Origin of the sequence: Cryobacterium shii, from assembly GCF_004402595.1 — a bacterium.
In the GTDB taxonomy this organism is placed as follows: domain Bacteria; phylum Actinomycetota; class Actinomycetes; order Actinomycetales; family Microbacteriaceae; genus Cryobacterium; species Cryobacterium shii.
In genome coordinates this window covers 35,857-51,538 of sequence record NZ_SOFY01000084.1, presented here as the reverse complement: position 1 = coordinate 51,538, position 15,682 = coordinate 35,857, and the positions used below count along the sequence as shown (strand labels likewise).

The window sequence follows — 15,682 nt, the reverse complement described above, 5'->3', positions numbered from 1 at the left end:
ATCTTTCATAGTAATGCACGTCCCGATGCGCGTCCCGCGGGGGCGGTGTTGATTAGCCTTGGACGCCGCCGGAGCAGGGTGCCCCGGGTTCGGGCGTCTGGGGGCCCTGCAGGTAGGCCTGCAGGAACACCGGCAGGCGGGAGTCATCCACACTGTCCAGTTGGAGTTGTTTTCCCCAGGCGCTTACGATCACCGGGGCGGGGAGGTCGGGATACGGGCTCAACAGTTCGTACGGGTTCGATGCCGCATCTGCGGTCAGGGTGTCAATCTGATCTTGCGGCAGATCGGAACGGTAGGTGATCCAGACCGCGCCATGCTCGAGCGAGTGCACGGCCCGCCAGGTGTCAACTGGCTGCGTGTATACGCCGCAGTTAGTCAGCTCGGCAGAGTGATCTCCGCCGACAGGGGGAAGCGTCGGAAAGGCAACCTCGTTGTTCACGTGGTTTCGGCTGAGTCCGTCGAAGCTCTGCACGCCGCTGATGGGCTTGTCTGCTGCTGCGGTGACCGCATCCTTGCTTTGCTGATTGACGACGAAGACGGAGGCGACTATTGCCGCGACGACGATAGCGACGACGGCGCCGGAGCCATAGATCCAGAAACTCCGACGCCGCTCGCTCCGCTTCATCTCTGCTCGTGCAGCCGCAACGATCGTCTGCCGGTCTGCACTGTTTTTTTTGCTCGCCATTCGGCCGCTTCTTTCTACTCTTGTTGTCTGTTGTGATGAGCGACCGTGCCGGAGCGTGATTCGGCGGCCGTGGGGTGTTGCGACAGATGCCGGGCCAGCTTTTTCTCCGAAAGGCGCCCGTAGCTGAACATGACCCCGTCGATGAGGACGCCCGGCGCAAAAGCTACGCCGTGGCGAACCGCGAGGCCCCGCCCCTCGTCGGTACCCAGCCCGATTTCCAGAACCTCAAACGGGTGGTCACGGGCCAGTCGGGAGAGCACCAGCTTTGCTTGATCACAGGAGGGGCAGGAGGCCTGGGTCAGGATCGTGATTATCATCACGAGTTCGCCCGGGCTGATGTCAGCTGCGCGATTATCTGATCGATGGGCACATACATCGTGTAGTTCGGCGGCCCGCCGTAGTCGGCCCTCCACTGAATTTTCCCCGTGGCCCAACCAGGATGAAGCTATGTCCATTGCGAGAATCGCCCATCATGCCGTATTTGTTGGTCTGATAGGTCACGGAGACATCCAGCTGGGTGTCGGCCAGTGCAACAGCGGTCAGCTTGTCGTCGGCCATCTTCTGGGCAATCAGTTCCACTGGCCCGCTGGTGATGGTGAGGACTTGGTCAATACCGGCGGACTTTAGTTGAGCCTGTGCGGACTCCAGATCCCGGATCTGGTCCCAGCACGGCTGGCATCCGATGCCTTCGTGGAAAAAGAGCATCACTGATTTGCCGCGGTAGTCACTCAGATTAACGGTTCCGCCGGCCGTGGAAGGCAGTGAGAAGGCGGGCGCTTCGACTCCCGGGCCAGGTGCCCCGACCGTGTAACTGACGGGAGCGGCGTCCTCTTTCCTCGTGGGATTCGTGGTCTGCGTGAGGAGGGAGACGAGGATGGTCGCTGCCACCGCGACCGCCACGACGATCACGATCGCTCGGCGCACGAAGGTGCGTGTGGCGGGTGGTTGCGGGCGCTGCTTGTTCGCTGCCATTAGTCTGACTCCTCTGCATGAGTGCGGCTGGACCTCTCGGTCGATCTGGTCGACGCGAGGGCTTCAGGTGAAGCCTCCAACGTTGGCTGGTCTGTAGAGCAGGAGGCGCAAGAATCCGCCTCGACGGCATCTGTTGTTGGTGAGCTCGAGCTCGTGCGGCTACGCACGGCCTTCCAGAGTAGGAGGCCCAGGGCGGCGAACACGGCAACGGTCGAGACCCACCCGGGCACGAAGGAGAGGTACTCTTGAATGACGGCGGCCCAGTGCCCCAGTGCAGCCGCAAGCCCAACCTGCCACCCATCGGGTGCCATGCCGGGTCCCTGCACGGCCAAGACGATGGTGATCACACCCATTGTGATCATCAGCGCACCCGAGAGCAGAGTTCCCAAGGGCAACCTCCACCGGGTTCCGGGCCCAATCGGGACGGTCGTGGAAGAGAGCAGGCGGTTAGCTCCCCAGTCTTTCCGGTCCCAGACCAGCGCCAAAGCACACAAGGGAGCCACCATCCCGAATACGTAAGCCACGCCCACGGCAGTAGCAGCAGGCAAGGACGAGGCGGCCCCGGAGAGCGCCGCCACGCCAGCCAAAACCGGTGCACAGCACGCGCTGGCGGCCCCAGAGAAGACACCGAGACCGTATACAGAACCGATACCGGTTCCGCCGCCTCGGCCAGACGGCATGGGCAGCATCATTTTCCAACCCGCAAGCGTGGCGATTCCCAGGCCCACCATCGCGACGCCGACTGCACTAAAAATCCCGAAGTGATACTGGAACAAAACGCGGCTGAGGACGGCAGCACCTAGGGCGATGGGGAGAATGATCGTGCCGACACCGGCCGCGAATACGAATGTCATCGCCAGGATCTGGCTTCGGCTACGGAAGCTGGAAGCAAAAAGGCCGGCAACATGACTGAGGCGCAGCAAGGGGCCATCAAGGCCACCACACCACCGAGAAACGCTGCCAAAATCGTTGTTGACAGCAAAACTCGCCCCATAACCCAGCTCCAATCACCACCTGCCGGGACAACCCCAAACTACTATCACTCATAGTATTTCAATTTAGCTGAGCATTCCCTCCATGTTGGAGACCCGTCTCGCGTCCGTCGGCACCCGTCAGCGAACGTAAGAAAAGACCCCCATCATGCCGCGGCCGGCGTGATAGGCGTTGTGGCAATGTGCGAGCCATTGGCCCGGGTTGTCCGCGTCGAATTCGAACGTCACCGTCTCGTTGGGCCGAACGATGACCGTATCCTTCCGTGCTCCGTCGCCGGCGATTTGGAAGGTGTGCCCGTGCAGATGCATGGGGTGCCACATCTTCGTCTGGTTGATGATCTTCACTTGGATGCGGTCGTTGACGGCGACCTCGAAGGCGCCCGCGAAGGGGGTCATCATGTCAAAACGTCGACCGTTTATGCCCCAGTCGTACTTTGCCATGGTGCCGGTCAGGCGCATGGTGTGAACGCGGTTGGGCGACCGGGGTGACAGCAGGACGGACTCGTGTGCTTTCAGACGACCGCCGTCGGTGACCTTCCCATCGAGTACGGTGGGCAGCCCGTTCGTATCGGGGGCCGTCCCGGTGCCGGTGCTGATGAGGCCGTGCGCGACGCCTTTCTTGCCCTCTGGTAAAGCGACGACCGGTGTGAAACCGGTCGCGACGGTGAGGATCGCGTCGATACGTTCCCCCATGGCCAGGACGACTGCGTCCACGTCTTGATGCTTGACGGGGAATCCGTCCGCGTGGGTGAGGGTGATTTTCTGTCCCGGCACACCGACCCGGTAAGCGGTGTCGCCTGCTGCGTTGATGATGCGCAGGCGAATGCGGTTGCCCGGGCGGCTGGCAAAGATTTCCGCGTCACTGGTGGTTTTATCGTTGAACAGATGCGCCGGCATCGTCACGTCACCTGCGTCACCGCCGAGGTAGGAGCTGTGGGACCCCATCAGCATGTGCTTCATCGTCATGTCCATCCCGGACATGTTCATTCCCATGGACAGTTCGTCGAGGGCTTCCTGAGGAGTGCCGGTAATGCCGTCGAGCCAGTCGTCCAGCACAATGACCCAGTCCTGGTCGTAGGACAGTGGTTCTTTTGGATCCTCGATGATGAGGGCACCGTAGAGGGCCCGCTCGCGTTGCATTTCGGCGTGCGAGTGGTACCAATAGGTGCCCGGCCGGTTGAGCCGGAACTTGTAGTTGAAGTCGGATCCTGGGGCGATGGCGTTCTGTGTGAGGTCAGGGACGCCGTCGGCGTCGTTTCGGAGCGCCAGGCCGTGCCAGTGCACGGTGGTGGCTTCTGCAAGAGCGTTGGATACGGCAACCTCCAGCCGGTCGCCGACTGCTGCTCGGATCGTGGGCCCGGTGAGGGAGCCGTTGTAGCCCCAGGTCGTCAGCGTCGTACCGGCGACGCTGGTGGCAAACGCCCCGGCGTTCAACTGTTGTGTGCTCCTGCGCCCGGTAGCGGGGCGGCGTGCCTCGACTTTGGCGATCATCGGATCGTCCGGCAGAATCCGGTCGGACGGTCGCGAGTTCGGGGATGGTGTGCTGCAGGCTGCCAGTGCAACCGTGGTCGCCGTGGCGATCGATGCGCCAAGGAAAGTGCGGCGGGTGAGGAATTGGTTCATGGCGGTTCCTTCAAAAGAGAATGGGATGAATGAGCGGGAAGCGTGACGGTGAGCCCTGCTAGATCGGGAGCACAACCGCACCAATCAGTGCTTGCATGCTGTAGATCCACAGTGTCCACACGCCGCTAGCCATGAGCACCCCGATCAGGATCAGCATGGAGCCGCCAACTCTGTTGATCGCGCGAATGTGGCGTTTCAACCAGGCAATCGCACTGGCCATCCAGTTGAACCCAAGAGCGACCAACAGAAACGGGATACCCAGTCCCAGGCAGTAGAACAGGCCCAACAGGGCGCCCCGCCCGGGGGATCCCGTGCCGAGGCTGAGCAGTGAAATGGCTGTCAGAGTCGGACCGAGGCAGGGCGTCCAACCGACGCCGAAGACCAAACCGAGAAGAGGCGCCCCAGCCAACCCGGTGGCCGGCGCGAAACGCGGTTTCACCGTGCGTTGAAACGCAGAGAAAGCGCCGATAAACGCCAGCCCCATGATGATCACGACAATACCGAGCACACGGGTGATCGGATCTTGCCAGCGCACCAGCCAATACCCTGCAGCTCCGAAGGCGGCGCCATAGGAGATGAACACGACCGAGAAACCCAGGACGAACAAGCCGACGCCGATGAGGAGGCGTCGTCGGGTGTGGACGCCCCCTTGACCGGCCATGCCGCCCACGTATGCCAGGTATCCGGGCACCAGGGGCAGTACGCAGGGCGACGCGAAGGAGACAAGACCAGCCAGCAAGGCGATCGGGATTGCAATCAGTAGTTGTCCGCTGAGGACGATTTGGGCGAAGTCTTCACCCATGGCTCCGCCTCATCATCGACGCCCTCATTTCTGCCCTACGGTGTTGCTCGGCGGGGCGTCAACGGCGTGCGTAGAAGCGGCAGTCGGCGGCAGTCCCGTGATCGGTTGTTGAAGCGATGCGCGTTGCCGACCGGGGAGGTACGGGCTTGTTTCCGGTCCCGTGTGGCGGCAGGATTGGACGATGATCAAGATGAGGCCGACGACTGCGACTGCTGCCGCTGTGATCATGTTGATCTTGACGCCGAGAAGTTCAAATTCTGTCGGGTCCAGCCGGAAGGATTCAAACCAGGTGCGGCCCACCCCGTAGATGATCAGGTAGAGGCCGAGGGTCTTGCCCCAGCGGAGGTTGTACTGACGCTCGGCGAGCAGGACGATGATGACGCCGGCCAGGTTCCACAGAATCTCGTACAGGAACAGGGGGTGAAAGAGTGTCTCCGCAGGCAATCCGGTGGGGAACGCCGGTTGGCCTGGGTTGATCTGGAGGCCCCATGGGAGCGTGGTCGGGGTGCCGAAGAGTTCTTGATTGAAGTAATTACCGAGGCGCCCGAACGACTGGGCGAGCAGCATGCCGGGGGCGAGGGCGTCGCCGAACGAGAGGAATCGCACTCCGGCTCGACGGCAGGCAATGTACACGCCGAGGCCGCCGAAGAGGATGGCCCCGAAGATCGCCAGTCCGCCCTCCCACACGTAGAGCGTCTTCCAGAGATCCGCTCCGGGAAAGAAATAGTCGGTTGGATGCGTGACCACGTGATAGAGCCGTCCGCCGAGGATGCCGAACGGGACGGCCCACAGCGTGATGTCCAAGACGATCCCGGGCTCTCCGCCGCGGCGGGTGAGCCGCCGGGACGTCAGGACCACGGCGACCACGATGCCGGTGAGGATGAACAGGGCGTAGAAGTGAATCTGGAACGGCCCGAGCTGGAAGGAGCTGATGTCCGGGCTCGGGATGCTGCTGAGAATGGTCATGGGCGGGGCGTTCTTTCCTGGGTTTGGAGCGGGCGGAGGGCGCTCGGGTACCGCCGTGAAATGGTCATTTGTCTGGCTCGAGTGCGCTTCTGATCAGCGCATCGAGGACGCTCGCGTCGGGGATCCGGCCGAGTATCCGTGCGGACACGCGGCCCTGCTTATCGAGGACGATGGTCGTCGGAACGGCGTTCGGCGCGACCGTTCCGCTGAAGGCCAGTTGCATAGAGCCCGTGTCGGCGTCGATGACAGATGGGTAGGTGATGCCGTAGGTCGCCGCGAAGCCGTGTGCAGTGCTGAGTTGGTCACGGATATTCACTCCCAGGAAGCTGACTCCCTGGTCCTGATATTTGGTCCACAGAGCCTGAAGGTCGGGGGCTTCGGCCCGGCAGGGTGCGCAACCGGCGTACCAGAAATTCAAAACGAGTACTCGTCCCCGATAATCCGCCGGCGTCGTCGTGCCACCGGACTCCAGGGTGCCGGTGAAATCGACCGGCGTCAGCCGATTCGCCGACGCGATCTCGGTGACCGATCCGTCGCCAGCAATGTAGTTTTTGTTGCTGCCGGCCCGGTACTGGTCAGCGAGCGAATCACTCGCGCAAGCGCTGAGCAGTATCGCGGCTGCCACCCCGAACGTCACTGCTCCAACGAGCCGGGTTCTCCACCTGCGATCATCCAAGGGTGATCCCTCTCGCGCTCATGAACGGCACGGGGTTGATTCGGGCGCCATCGACTCGAGTCTCGAAGTGCAAGTGGCATCCGCTGGAGGCCCCGGTCGTGCCGACGAGGGAAATGGTCTCGCCGGCGGCGACCTGCTGGCCATTGCTGACCAGGATCTGGCTGTTGTGTGCGTAGCCGGTTTGAACGCCATTGCCGTGGTCGATGAGGACCCAATTGCCGTAGCTGCCGAGATACCCGGCGAAAATGACCGTGCCCCCGGTCGCGGCCGATACCGCTCGCCCACACCCAGCGGCGATGTCAGTACCGTAATGAAAGGCGCCGACGCCGGCCACAGGTTTGGAGGGGCGCGGGCCGAAGGAGTCGCTGATCCAGCCAGACACGGGAAGCGCCCACCCTTGCTCGCTGAGCTGACCGACGTCCAGAGCCGATCCACCGCCTCCCCCGGACGACGCGGCAGCGCCACCAGCGCCAGCAGCTGCAGCAGCAGCCGCAGCAGCGGAGGCTGCAGCTGCCGCCTCGGCTGCTCGGCGAGCTTCCTCGCCTTTGGCATAATCGGCCTCTGTGGCGGCGCGGTTATCGCTGAGGACCGCGAGTTGCGCTTGGAGAGTGCCTGCGTTCTGCTCTTGTTCCGCGAGCTTTGACATCAGTGCGGCGCTGGCCGTGGTGGCGTCCTTCAGGGTCGTCTCTGCTTCTCTGGCAAGGGCGCCGAGCGCCTCCTTCGCTACCTTCGCCTGGTCGGTCAAGACAGTCGCGGAATTCCGGTCCGTCGCTGCATGTTCGTAGATTGTGCTGGAACGCTCGGTGAGCTTGCTCATGGCGCCAAGCTGGTAGAGCAAGGCGTCGGAGTTCTCGCCCTGGAGAAAGATGGTCATTGAGAGATCGGAAGCGCCCGCGCGGGCCAGCGTCGCGGCCAACCGGCCGGCCTGGCGCTGGGACACGCTGGCGCGCTGAGTGGCGTCATCGGCCTGGCTCTGGAGAGTCGTGGCGCGGTAGGTGGCTTCGTCGAATGCCCCCTGTGCGCGCTCGTACTCAGCACCGCGTCGAGCGGCCAGGTCCCTGGCCGTCGCCACCTCGGTCACGAGCCCGGCGATCAAATCCTTGATCGCCATGATTTGCATTTGCTTCGACGCCTCGCTCGAACGCGCGCTCTCGACGTCTGACCACGACGGGTACCCGCCGGCTGCTGCCGGGGACGCCACGCCGATGACGGCGACCAGCGACAGCGTAGCGATCATCGTTCCGGCCCATTTCACGAGGACCGGGCGTTTGGGCGACTGCGGGTGGCATTTAGTTTGCGCCATTGGGACGTACTTTCTGCGTGAGCCAGGCAAATGGGTCTGTCGGTGCGGAGCCGTCGAGCAGTATCTCGAAATGAAGGTGTGGTCCGGTACTCTGACCGGTCGTGCCGACATTGCCCACGAACTGGCCAACCAGAACAGGTTGCCCAACGCTGAGAGCGAGGGAGCCCTCCGTCATGTGGGCGTAGAGGCTGCTGACAAGCCGCCCGCCGATCATGTGGTCGATGATGGCGTAGACGCCGAGGCCGCTATCGTCGGTCGCCGATACTTCTCTCACCACGCCGTCTGCGATCGCTTGGATGGGAGTGTTCACACCGGGGTTCATGTCGATTCCCTTATGGAAGCTCGAGCACCCAACGCAGGGCGGCACCCGCGGACCGAAGTCCGTCGAGATCGGAACCCCGACAGTGAAGGGCCACTGGATTGGCGAATCCAAGTAGTTGACATACGTGCCAGCTGTTTGGGTATACGCGCCCGGCAAAGGCTTTTTCACTCGTTCCACGGTGAATCCGTCGCGAAGGACAGCGGTTACCGCGCCTGCCTCGTTTGCCGGAAAGGCTTGCGCCGCACCGCCTGTTACTCGGCTCCGTGAGACTGCCATCACGGCGTCTGGGTTCACCGCGAGAGCAGGCAGGGAGACGCTGACCGCGAGGAGCGCGACAAACGTCATCGCGACGCCGCCGAACAATCGATGCCGCGTCGGCGGTCGTGCCGGGCCCGGGGCCCGCTTTTGCCACGACAGGGGTGACCGTGTCCTGCGTCGGCGCGCTTCGGCCGCGCGCAGGAGCCGGCGGGATGTGACCGGTGGTGAGTGCATAAATGTTGTTCCTCGAGATGCCGGAGAGTAGTACCGATGGCGCGCACCAGGCGGCGACGAACCTCAGCGAGGGATCGTCGTGGGCGCGCATGAGAATGAGCGGGGCTCGCTCGCGCGGCGCCCCGTGCGTCAGAGAGTCCTACAGGGTCGCGAGGATGCTTTTCATGACACCGATCTCTTCGGTTTGGGTTGCCACGATGTTCGACGCCATGGCCTTCGCGTCTACGTTCTGGCCCTCATCCACTTCCAGCTGCGCCATCTTGATGGCACCCTCGTGGTGGACGATCATCTGGTTCAGGTAGAGCTTGCCGGCCTCTGCACCGGAGGCCTTGTTGAGCGCCATCATGTCAGCATCGGACATGAGGCCGTCCGATCCGTCGCCCATACCGGACATTCCATCCATGCCCTGGGTGCTGGTCTCGTCGGTACCCCAGTCGGTGAGCCAAGCCTTGAGCTGCTTGATTTCAGGCTGCTGGGCAGCCTTGATCTGCGTGGCAAGATCAAGAATTCGCTGGTCGATACCCACTTTGGCGAGGATGTCGTCGCTCATCTCAACAGCCTGTTTGTGGTGCGGGATCATCATCTGGGCAAACGTCACATCAGCTGGTGCGGAAGCGGCGGAAGCGGCAGCGCTGGACGTGGCAGATGGGGCATTGGGGGCTGTTCCGTTGGTGCAGGCACTAAGCGTGAGCGCCGCGGCCAGGGACGCTGACGTGACCAGATACATACGTGATTTAAGCATTCTGTTTTCCATTCATAGTTAGACCCAAGAAACCGCAGCGCCGAAAGGCGCAAGAAATCCGCGCGGCGACATGACGGCGCGCGGGAGGGTTTGGTTCTAAATACGATTGATGGAAAGTGCTGTCAGACTCGGTCGGTAAATATGGAGTGTCGGGCCGCTGAGGTGACGAACATTGCATCCGCCTGCGTCGAGCAGTCGACGATAGAGGGACGGCTGCCGGGCGAGCAAGATCAGCGAAGCGAGCACGAGCACAATGGTGCAGGTCATCGCGAGGATTGCACAGTCCAGTACGCAGTCAGCGCAGCCGAGCACCCCGATGCGGGCGTGAGCGGCAATGGAGGCTGCCGCGACAACGGCGCCTGTTGCGACAACGCCAGCGCCAGCGCCGACGCCGGGCACAATACCCACATCGGGTGCCTGGCCGGATGCGGTCGCAAATGCGGTCCCACCGGTCTCATGCCCGGCGTGCGTTGAGTTCATGGCCAGAAAACTGAACAGAATCGCGGCCAAGGCGACCATCGCCATAAGCGTGGACCGGAAGGCAGGCTTCCGGAGGTACGCCGCTCGTGTGATGCGATCGAGCTTCATGTCACCTCCGGGTCCATGCCTGTCGCGGTTAGCGTCTCCGTGTATACCCCCCTACAGTATCGACTTTTGCGCAGGGCTACCTGTGAAACCAAAAGCAGCAGGTCAGTCGACGCCTATCGGCACTGCCACGGGGACGCCGGTGGGCGACGCAGTGATCGTCAGGTTGAGGCCGCGGAAGCTGCGCAACCGGAGGCTGTTGCTCACGACGAAGACGGAGGACAACGCCATTGCGCCGCCCGCGATCAGCGGGTTGAGCAGGCCCAACATGGCCAGCGGGATCGCGGCCACGTTGTAGGCGAAGGCCCAGAAGAGGTTGGCCTTGATGGTGGCGAGGGTGCGGCGGGAAAGCCGGATCGCATCCGCTGCCGCCACGAGGTTACTGCGCACCAGGGTCAGGTCGCTGGCCTCGATCGCGACATCCGTTCCGGATCCCATCGCGATGCCGAGGTCGGCGGTGGCCAGCGCGACAGCATCGTTTACGCCGTCGCCGACCATCGCCACGACACGTCCCTCGCCCTGCAACTGCCGGATGATTGCCGCTTTCTCGGCCGGGAGGACGCCGGCCCGGACTTCAGTGATGCCGACTTCTGCGGCCACGGATGCGGCCACGGTCGCGTTGTCACCGGTGAGGAGCACCGGTCGCAGGCCGAGGCGCCGGAACTCGGCGATGGCAGCGGCACTGGTGTCCTTGACCGTGTCGGACACGGCGATCAAGCCCTTCGCGTGGCCGTCCCAGGCCACAGCTACCACGGTGCGACCCTGGTCCTCGAACGATGAGAGCGCCGCTTGGAGTTCAGACGTGAGCGGGATGGCCCACTGCTCGGTCAGCCAGCGCGGCCGGCCAACCAGCACGACCCGGCCGTCGATGAGGACTTGCACGCCGAGCCCGTCGGTCGAGGCGAACGACTCCGGCGCCGGCAGTTCGCCGCTGCGCTCTCGGGCACCGGACACGATGGCTTGGGCGATCGGATGCTCGGAACCGGTTTCCGCCGCGCCGGCGAGGCCGAGGAGTTCCTCTTCGGTGACGCCAGAGACGGGGGCGGTCGCGACGAGGGTCATCCGGCCGGTGGTGACGGTGCCGGTCTTGTCGAGCACGATGGTGTCGACCCGGCGGGTGGATTCGAGCACCTGCGGGCCCTTGATCAGGATGCCCAGTTGGGCGCCGCGCCCGGTTCCGACCAGCAGCGCGGTCGGCGTTGCCAGGCCCAGCGCGCACGGGCAGGCGATGATCAGGGTGGCCACGGCCGCGGTGAATGCCACGACGGGCCCGGCGCCGATGAGCAGCCAGACGGCGAGGGTCGCCAGGGACAGAGCGATCACGATGGGCACGAAGACGGCGGAGACGCGGTCGGCGAGGCGCTGCACCTCGGCCTTGCCGGTTTGCGCCTGCTCGACCAGATGACCGAGTTGGGCGAGCTGCGTGTCGGCTCCGATCCGGGTCGCCCGGACAACCAGGCGCCCACCCGAGTTGAGGGTGGCGCCGACCACGGCGGCGCCGGGGCCGACCTCGACCGGAACGGACTCGCCGGTGAGCATGCTCGCGTCGATCGCCGAGTTTCCTTCGGTGACCGTGCCGTCCGTGGCGATTTTCTCTCCGGGGCGCACCACGAAGTGGTCGCCGACAACCAGGGATGCGGTTGGCACGTTGGTCTCGACGCCGTCCCGCAAGAGGGTCGTCTCTTTCGCGCCGAGTTCGAGCAACGCCTTCAGTGCGGCGCCGGACTGCTTCTTGGCGCGGGCCTCGAAGTAGCGGCCGGCCAGAATGAACACGGTGACCGCCGAGGCGACCTCCAGGTAAATCTCAGCGGCTCCGCCCTTGGGGCTGGCGGTGAGGCTGAAGCTCATGGTCATACCGGGCATTCCGGCGGTGCCGAAGAACAGCGCAAACAGCGACCAGCCGAGGGCGGCGAGCACGCCGATGCTGATCAGAGTGTCCATGGTTGCTGCACCGTGGCGCAGGTTGGTCCAGGCGGCGCGGTGGAAGGGCCAGGCTCCCCAGACAGCGACGGGCGCGGCCAAGGTAAGGGCCAGCCACTGCCAGTTGGTGAATTGAAGCGGCGGGATCATCGAGAGCAGGAGAACGGGGGCGGCGAGCACCCCAGACACGATCAGCCGCTGGCGTAGGCCTGCGACCTCGCGGTCCTGCTCCGTCGGCGCATCGGGGACCTCAGCTTCGGGCGGTCTCGGACGTTCGGCCGTGTAGCCGGTCTCCACGATTACCGCGATGGCCTGCTCGATCGTCGTACCGTCGGGGACGAAAACGCTGGCTTTTTCGGTGGCGTAGTTGACGGAGGCCTCCACCCCGGGCATGCGGTTGAGTTTCTTCTCGATCCGGGCCGCGCAGGAGGCGCAGGTCATGCCTCCGACGAGCAGGTCGACCTGCTGGCCGCTCACGGTGTCGCCGTGACCAGTTCGTAGCCTGCTTCGTCGACGGCGGCAGCCACCGCGGCAGGATTTAGCGGGCCCGCGCTGGAAACGGTGACCAACGAGACACCACCCGGGACAAGTTCAACATCCACGGTTTCGGCCCCGGGGACCCTGCCCACTTCGGCCGTCACGCTCTTCACGCAGTGAGAGCAGGTCATGCCCGACACGTGGAAAGTCGTCGTAACGGCGCCGGACTCGGCAGTACGCTCCGATTTGTGTGTCTGCGACCCGCAAGAGCACGAAGCGTCGGTAAGGCCAAGATCATTCTGATTCAACGACGACATAGTATTCACGATTCCTTTCGTTCCGCGGCGATCGAAGCAACCGTCGGGAAGTACCCCCAGGGGGTAATCTCAATGTATACCCCTGGGGGGTACTCGGTCAACATGAGGCGACGGCAAACAACCACTCAGCGCCCAATTCGTTAGATACCGCCGGGGGGTATAGTTATATCGTTACTCTGCTACTCATATGCAGGCTTCGTTATCCCACGGGTCAGAACAGATCAGGACAAAGACATCGATGAGTGATTCGAACGACGAGGCGGCCCACGCCGGCCCCCACGGATACATCTCAAATAAGGATGCCTACTTGAAGCGACTTCGTCGCATCGAGGGGCAGGCCCGCGGCTTACAGGGCATGGTCGAAGACGAACAATACTGCATCGATATCCTGACGCAAATATCGGCCATGACCAGCGCTCTGCAGTCCGTGGCACTGGGTCTGCTAGACGACCACATGAGTCACTGCGTTGTGGCCGCCGTCGCATCTGGCGGTGAAGAAGGGGCCGCCAAGATCCGGGAGGCCTCGACCGCAATCGCTCGATTGGTTCGCTCGTAGGCTCCCTGCAGCTAACCTTTCCTGCCAGTCGCTGGCCTAGGCCAGCGACTGGCCTTGCCGGCGCAGCCGTCTTCGACAGTCCGCCGTTGGCCGCGGGGGCGATCGTCACTGTGGGCTGCATCAATCATCATCACAGCAGTCGGCACGCCGGAGCCAGTCTCGCGAGCTCTGGCCCATCTCTGTGAGCCGTAGGGCAGAAACCCCACAGCCGCCATTGCAAAACCACGCTCAACGGTCACCCATCCGGAGACTCGAACCAAGAACATCACGTTTCACGTCATGTCCATCGACACTTCGCCCTGGCCGACTCGGCAATCCGCGGGAAATCGGGCGAAAGGGGCAACGCGGAACCGATTCTTCGTCCGGATAGCGAGATTCAGACGTGGCTCAACAGGGTCGCACAAATGACAAAACCCCCCCCGAATGACCGGGGGTTTCACTCAGTGCTGGGGTACCTGGACTCGAACCAAGAACAACTGAACCAGAATCAGTCGTGTTGCCAATTACACCATACCCCACTGCCCGTTCCGAAGAACCGGCCGACTCGTAACTCTAACCCACCTTGCCGGGCGGTACAAATTCAGGGCCGAATTCGATGGCGAGAACGTGCCGCCGGCGATCCGGGCGGAGCCGGGCGGAGCCGGGCGGAGCCGGGCGGAGCCGGGCGGAGCCGGGCGGAGCCGGGCGGTGGCGAGCCAGGGCCCACCTCCGCCCGGAGCCTCGGTTACTCGAGGGTGTGCGCCGCCAGGCGGGTGAGCCGCAGCACGGACTCCGCCTTGCCGAGGATCTCCATCGACTCGAACAGCGGCGGCGAGATGCGGCGGCCTGAGACGGCGACCCGCAACGGGCCGAAGGCCACTCGGGGCTTGAGTGCGAGGCCGTCGATCAGCGTCTCGGTGAGCGTGGTGTGCACGCGGTCGTGCGTCCATTCCGCTTCGGGAATGTCCAGCAGCGCCGCGGTGGAGGCGGCGAGGATCTCCTGGGAATTCTTCGGGAGCGAGGCGAGCGCATCCGGCTGGTAGACCAGCGAGTCGCCGCCGATGAACAGGAAGCCGAGCATGCCGGGCGCCTCACCGAGCAGGGCGATGCGCTCCTGAACGAGCGGGGCCGCGGCCTCGAGGATGGCCTGCTGCACCTCGCTCAGCGGTTCCGTCACGTCGCCGGCGGCCACCAGGTACGGGATGACCCGAGCGGCGAAGTCCGCGGGGTCGAGCAGGCGGATGTGGTCGCCGTTGAGCGACTCGGCCTTTTTGAGGTCGAAGCGGGCCGGGTTCGGCAATACGTCGACAACGTCGAACGCGGCGATCATCTCATCGATCGTGAACACGTCGCGGTCGCTCGCGAGCGACCAGCCGAGCAGCGACAGGTAGTTGACCAGGCCCTCCGGCACGAAGCCGCGAGCGCGGTGGTGGAACAGGTTGGACTCGGGGTCGCGCTTGGAGAGCTTCTTGTTGCCCTCCCCCATCACGTAGGGCATGTGCCCGAAGCGCGGCACGAACGTAGCCAGCCCGATGTCGATCAGCGCGTGGTACAGCGCGATCTGGCGCGGCGTGGAGGAGAGCAGGTCTTCGCCGCGCAGCACGTGGGTGACGCCCATCATGGCGTCGTCGACCGGGTTCACGAACGGGTATAACGGATGCCCGTTGGGCCGCACCACGACGAAGTCGCTGAACGAGCCGGCCGGGAAGGTGATCTCGCCGCGAACCAGGTCGTCGAAGGAGATGTCCGTGTCCGGCACCTTCAGTCGCAACGCCGGCGAACGGCCCTCGGCGCGGAAGGCTGCCTTCTGCTCGTCACTCAGATCGCGTTCGAAGTTGTCGTAGCCGGCCTTGGGATCGCGTCCGCGTGCGACATTGCGCACCTCGATCTCCTCACCGGTGGCGAAGCTCTCGTAGATGTGGCCGGATGCCTTGAGCTTCTCAATGACGTCGGCGTAGATGTCGTAGCGCTCGGACTGGCGGTAGGGGCCGTGCGGCCCGCCGACCTCGACGCCCTCGTCCCAGTCCAGGCGCAGCCAGCGCAGCGCGTCGAGGAGCTGCACGAAGCTCTCCTCGGTGTCACGGGCCGGGTCGGTGTCCTCGATCCGGAAGATAAACGTGCCACCTGTGTGCCGGGCGTAAGCCCAGTTGAACAGGGCCGTGCGGATGAGGCCGACGTGCGGCGTTCCGGTCGGCGAGGGGCAGAACCGAACGCGGACGTCGGTGCCGGTGGCGGTGGAAAACGGGTGCGCTATTGTCTCAGACATCGACATC

16 protein-coding genes and 1 tRNA gene are annotated in these 15,682 nt (G+C 64.0%); 1 reads left to right on the top strand and 16 read right to left on the bottom strand.

Annotation, left to right across the window (positions count from 1 at the left end):
• Nucleotides 1–52: 52 nt before the first annotated feature.
• The 14 genes from E3O49_RS15455 to E3O49_RS18855 all read right to left on the bottom strand — a co-directional run bounded on the left by E3O49_RS15455 (nucleotide 53) and on the right by E3O49_RS18855 (nucleotide 12,874).
• Nucleotides 53–685 (bottom strand): DUF3105 domain-containing protein, encoded by a 633-nt coding sequence (locus E3O49_RS15455; protein WP_134365892.1) that lies wholly within the window; start codon nucleotides 683–685, stop codon nucleotides 53–55.
• A 14-nt stretch (nucleotides 686–699) separates the two neighbouring features.
• On the bottom strand, nucleotides 700–1,002 hold the full coding sequence (locus tag E3O49_RS15450) for a glutaredoxin family protein (protein ID WP_134365893.1): 303 nt from the start codon (nucleotides 1,000–1,002) through the stop codon (nucleotides 700–702).
• Nucleotides 1,003–1,036: 34 nt separating this feature from the next.
• Entirely contained in the window at nucleotides 1,037–1,657 is a 621-nt protein-coding gene (locus E3O49_RS15445; protein WP_134365894.1) for a redoxin domain-containing protein, read from the bottom strand.
• Nucleotides 1,657–2,664, bottom strand: a complete 1,008-nt coding sequence (locus tag E3O49_RS15440) for a cytochrome c biogenesis CcdA family protein (RefSeq protein WP_198417498.1) — start codon at nucleotides 2,662–2,664, stop codon at nucleotides 1,657–1,659. Before E3O49_RS15440 ends, E3O49_RS15445 begins: the two co-directional genes overlap by 1 nt.
• Before the next feature lie 105 nt (nucleotides 2,665–2,769).
• Nucleotides 2,770–4,272 carry a multicopper oxidase family protein gene (locus E3O49_RS15435; protein WP_134403003.1) on the bottom strand — a complete coding sequence of 501 codons (1,503 nt, stop codon included), beginning with the start codon at nucleotides 4,270–4,272 and terminating at the stop codon, nucleotides 2,770–2,772.
• Between the two features lie 58 nt (nucleotides 4,273–4,330).
• Complete coding sequence (locus E3O49_RS15430) at nucleotides 4,331–5,074, bottom strand: cytochrome c biogenesis CcdA family protein (protein WP_134451867.1); 744 nt, start codon at nucleotides 5,072–5,074, stop codon at nucleotides 4,331–4,333.
• 24 nt (nucleotides 5,075–5,098) lie between these two features.
• A complete protein-coding gene (gene lgt / locus E3O49_RS15425) occupies nucleotides 5,099–6,040 on the bottom strand; it encodes a prolipoprotein diacylglyceryl transferase (RefSeq protein ID WP_134368114.1) in 942 nt (313 codons plus the stop codon).
• Nucleotides 6,041–6,104: 64 nt separating this feature from the next.
• A complete protein-coding gene (locus E3O49_RS15420) occupies nucleotides 6,105–6,677 on the bottom strand; it encodes a TlpA family protein disulfide reductase (protein ID WP_241976046.1) in 573 nt (190 codons plus the stop codon).
• Nucleotides 6,678–6,708: 31 nt separating this feature from the next.
• Nucleotides 6,709–8,019: a M23 family metallopeptidase gene (locus tag E3O49_RS15415; protein WP_134404960.1), complete on the bottom strand. Its 1,311-nt coding sequence runs from the start codon at nucleotides 8,017–8,019 to the stop codon at nucleotides 6,709–6,711.
• Nucleotides 8,006–8,686: a M23 family metallopeptidase gene (locus E3O49_RS15410; RefSeq protein ID WP_160141129.1), complete on the bottom strand. Its 681-nt coding sequence runs from the start codon at nucleotides 8,684–8,686 to the stop codon at nucleotides 8,006–8,008. Before E3O49_RS15410 ends, E3O49_RS15415 begins: the two co-directional genes overlap by 14 nt.
• 286 nt (nucleotides 8,687–8,972) lie before the next feature.
• Complete coding sequence (locus E3O49_RS15405; protein ID WP_166789039.1) at nucleotides 8,973–9,575, bottom strand: DUF305 domain-containing protein; 603 nt, start codon at nucleotides 9,573–9,575, stop codon at nucleotides 8,973–8,975.
• A gap of 96 nt (nucleotides 9,576–9,671) precedes the next feature.
• Nucleotides 9,672–10,163 (bottom strand): hypothetical protein, encoded by a 492-nt coding sequence (locus tag E3O49_RS15400; RefSeq protein WP_134368118.1) that lies wholly within the window; start codon nucleotides 10,161–10,163, stop codon nucleotides 9,672–9,674.
• 102 nt (nucleotides 10,164–10,265) lie between these two features.
• The gene (locus tag E3O49_RS15395) at nucleotides 10,266–12,521 is read right to left on the bottom strand and encodes a heavy metal translocating P-type ATPase (RefSeq protein ID WP_134368122.1); all 2,256 of its coding nucleotides are present in this window, start codon (nucleotides 12,519–12,521) and stop codon (nucleotides 10,266–10,268) included.
• Nucleotides 12,522–12,553: 32 nt separating this feature from the next.
• Entirely contained in the window at nucleotides 12,554–12,874 is a 321-nt protein-coding gene (locus tag E3O49_RS18855) for a heavy-metal-associated domain-containing protein (RefSeq protein ID WP_134368119.1), read from the bottom strand.
• A 238-nt stretch (nucleotides 12,875–13,112) separates the two neighbouring features.
• Between E3O49_RS18855 and E3O49_RS15385 the strand changes: the two genes are divergently transcribed.
• The gene (locus E3O49_RS15385) at nucleotides 13,113–13,430 is read left to right on the top strand and encodes a metal-sensitive transcriptional regulator (RefSeq protein ID WP_134368120.1); all 318 of its coding nucleotides are present in this window, start codon (nucleotides 13,113–13,115) and stop codon (nucleotides 13,428–13,430) included.
• A 446-nt stretch (nucleotides 13,431–13,876) separates the two neighbouring features.
• Here the strand turns inward: E3O49_RS15385 and E3O49_RS15380 are convergent.
• Nucleotides 13,877–13,948: transfer RNA gene (locus E3O49_RS15380), tRNA-Gln, on the bottom strand.
• A 206-nt stretch (nucleotides 13,949–14,154) separates the two neighbouring features.
• Nucleotides 14,155–15,675 (bottom strand): glutamate--tRNA ligase, encoded by a 1,521-nt coding sequence (gene gltX / locus E3O49_RS15375; protein WP_134451865.1) that lies wholly within the window; start codon nucleotides 15,673–15,675, stop codon nucleotides 14,155–14,157.
• Between the last annotated feature and the right edge of the window lie 7 nt (nucleotides 15,676–15,682).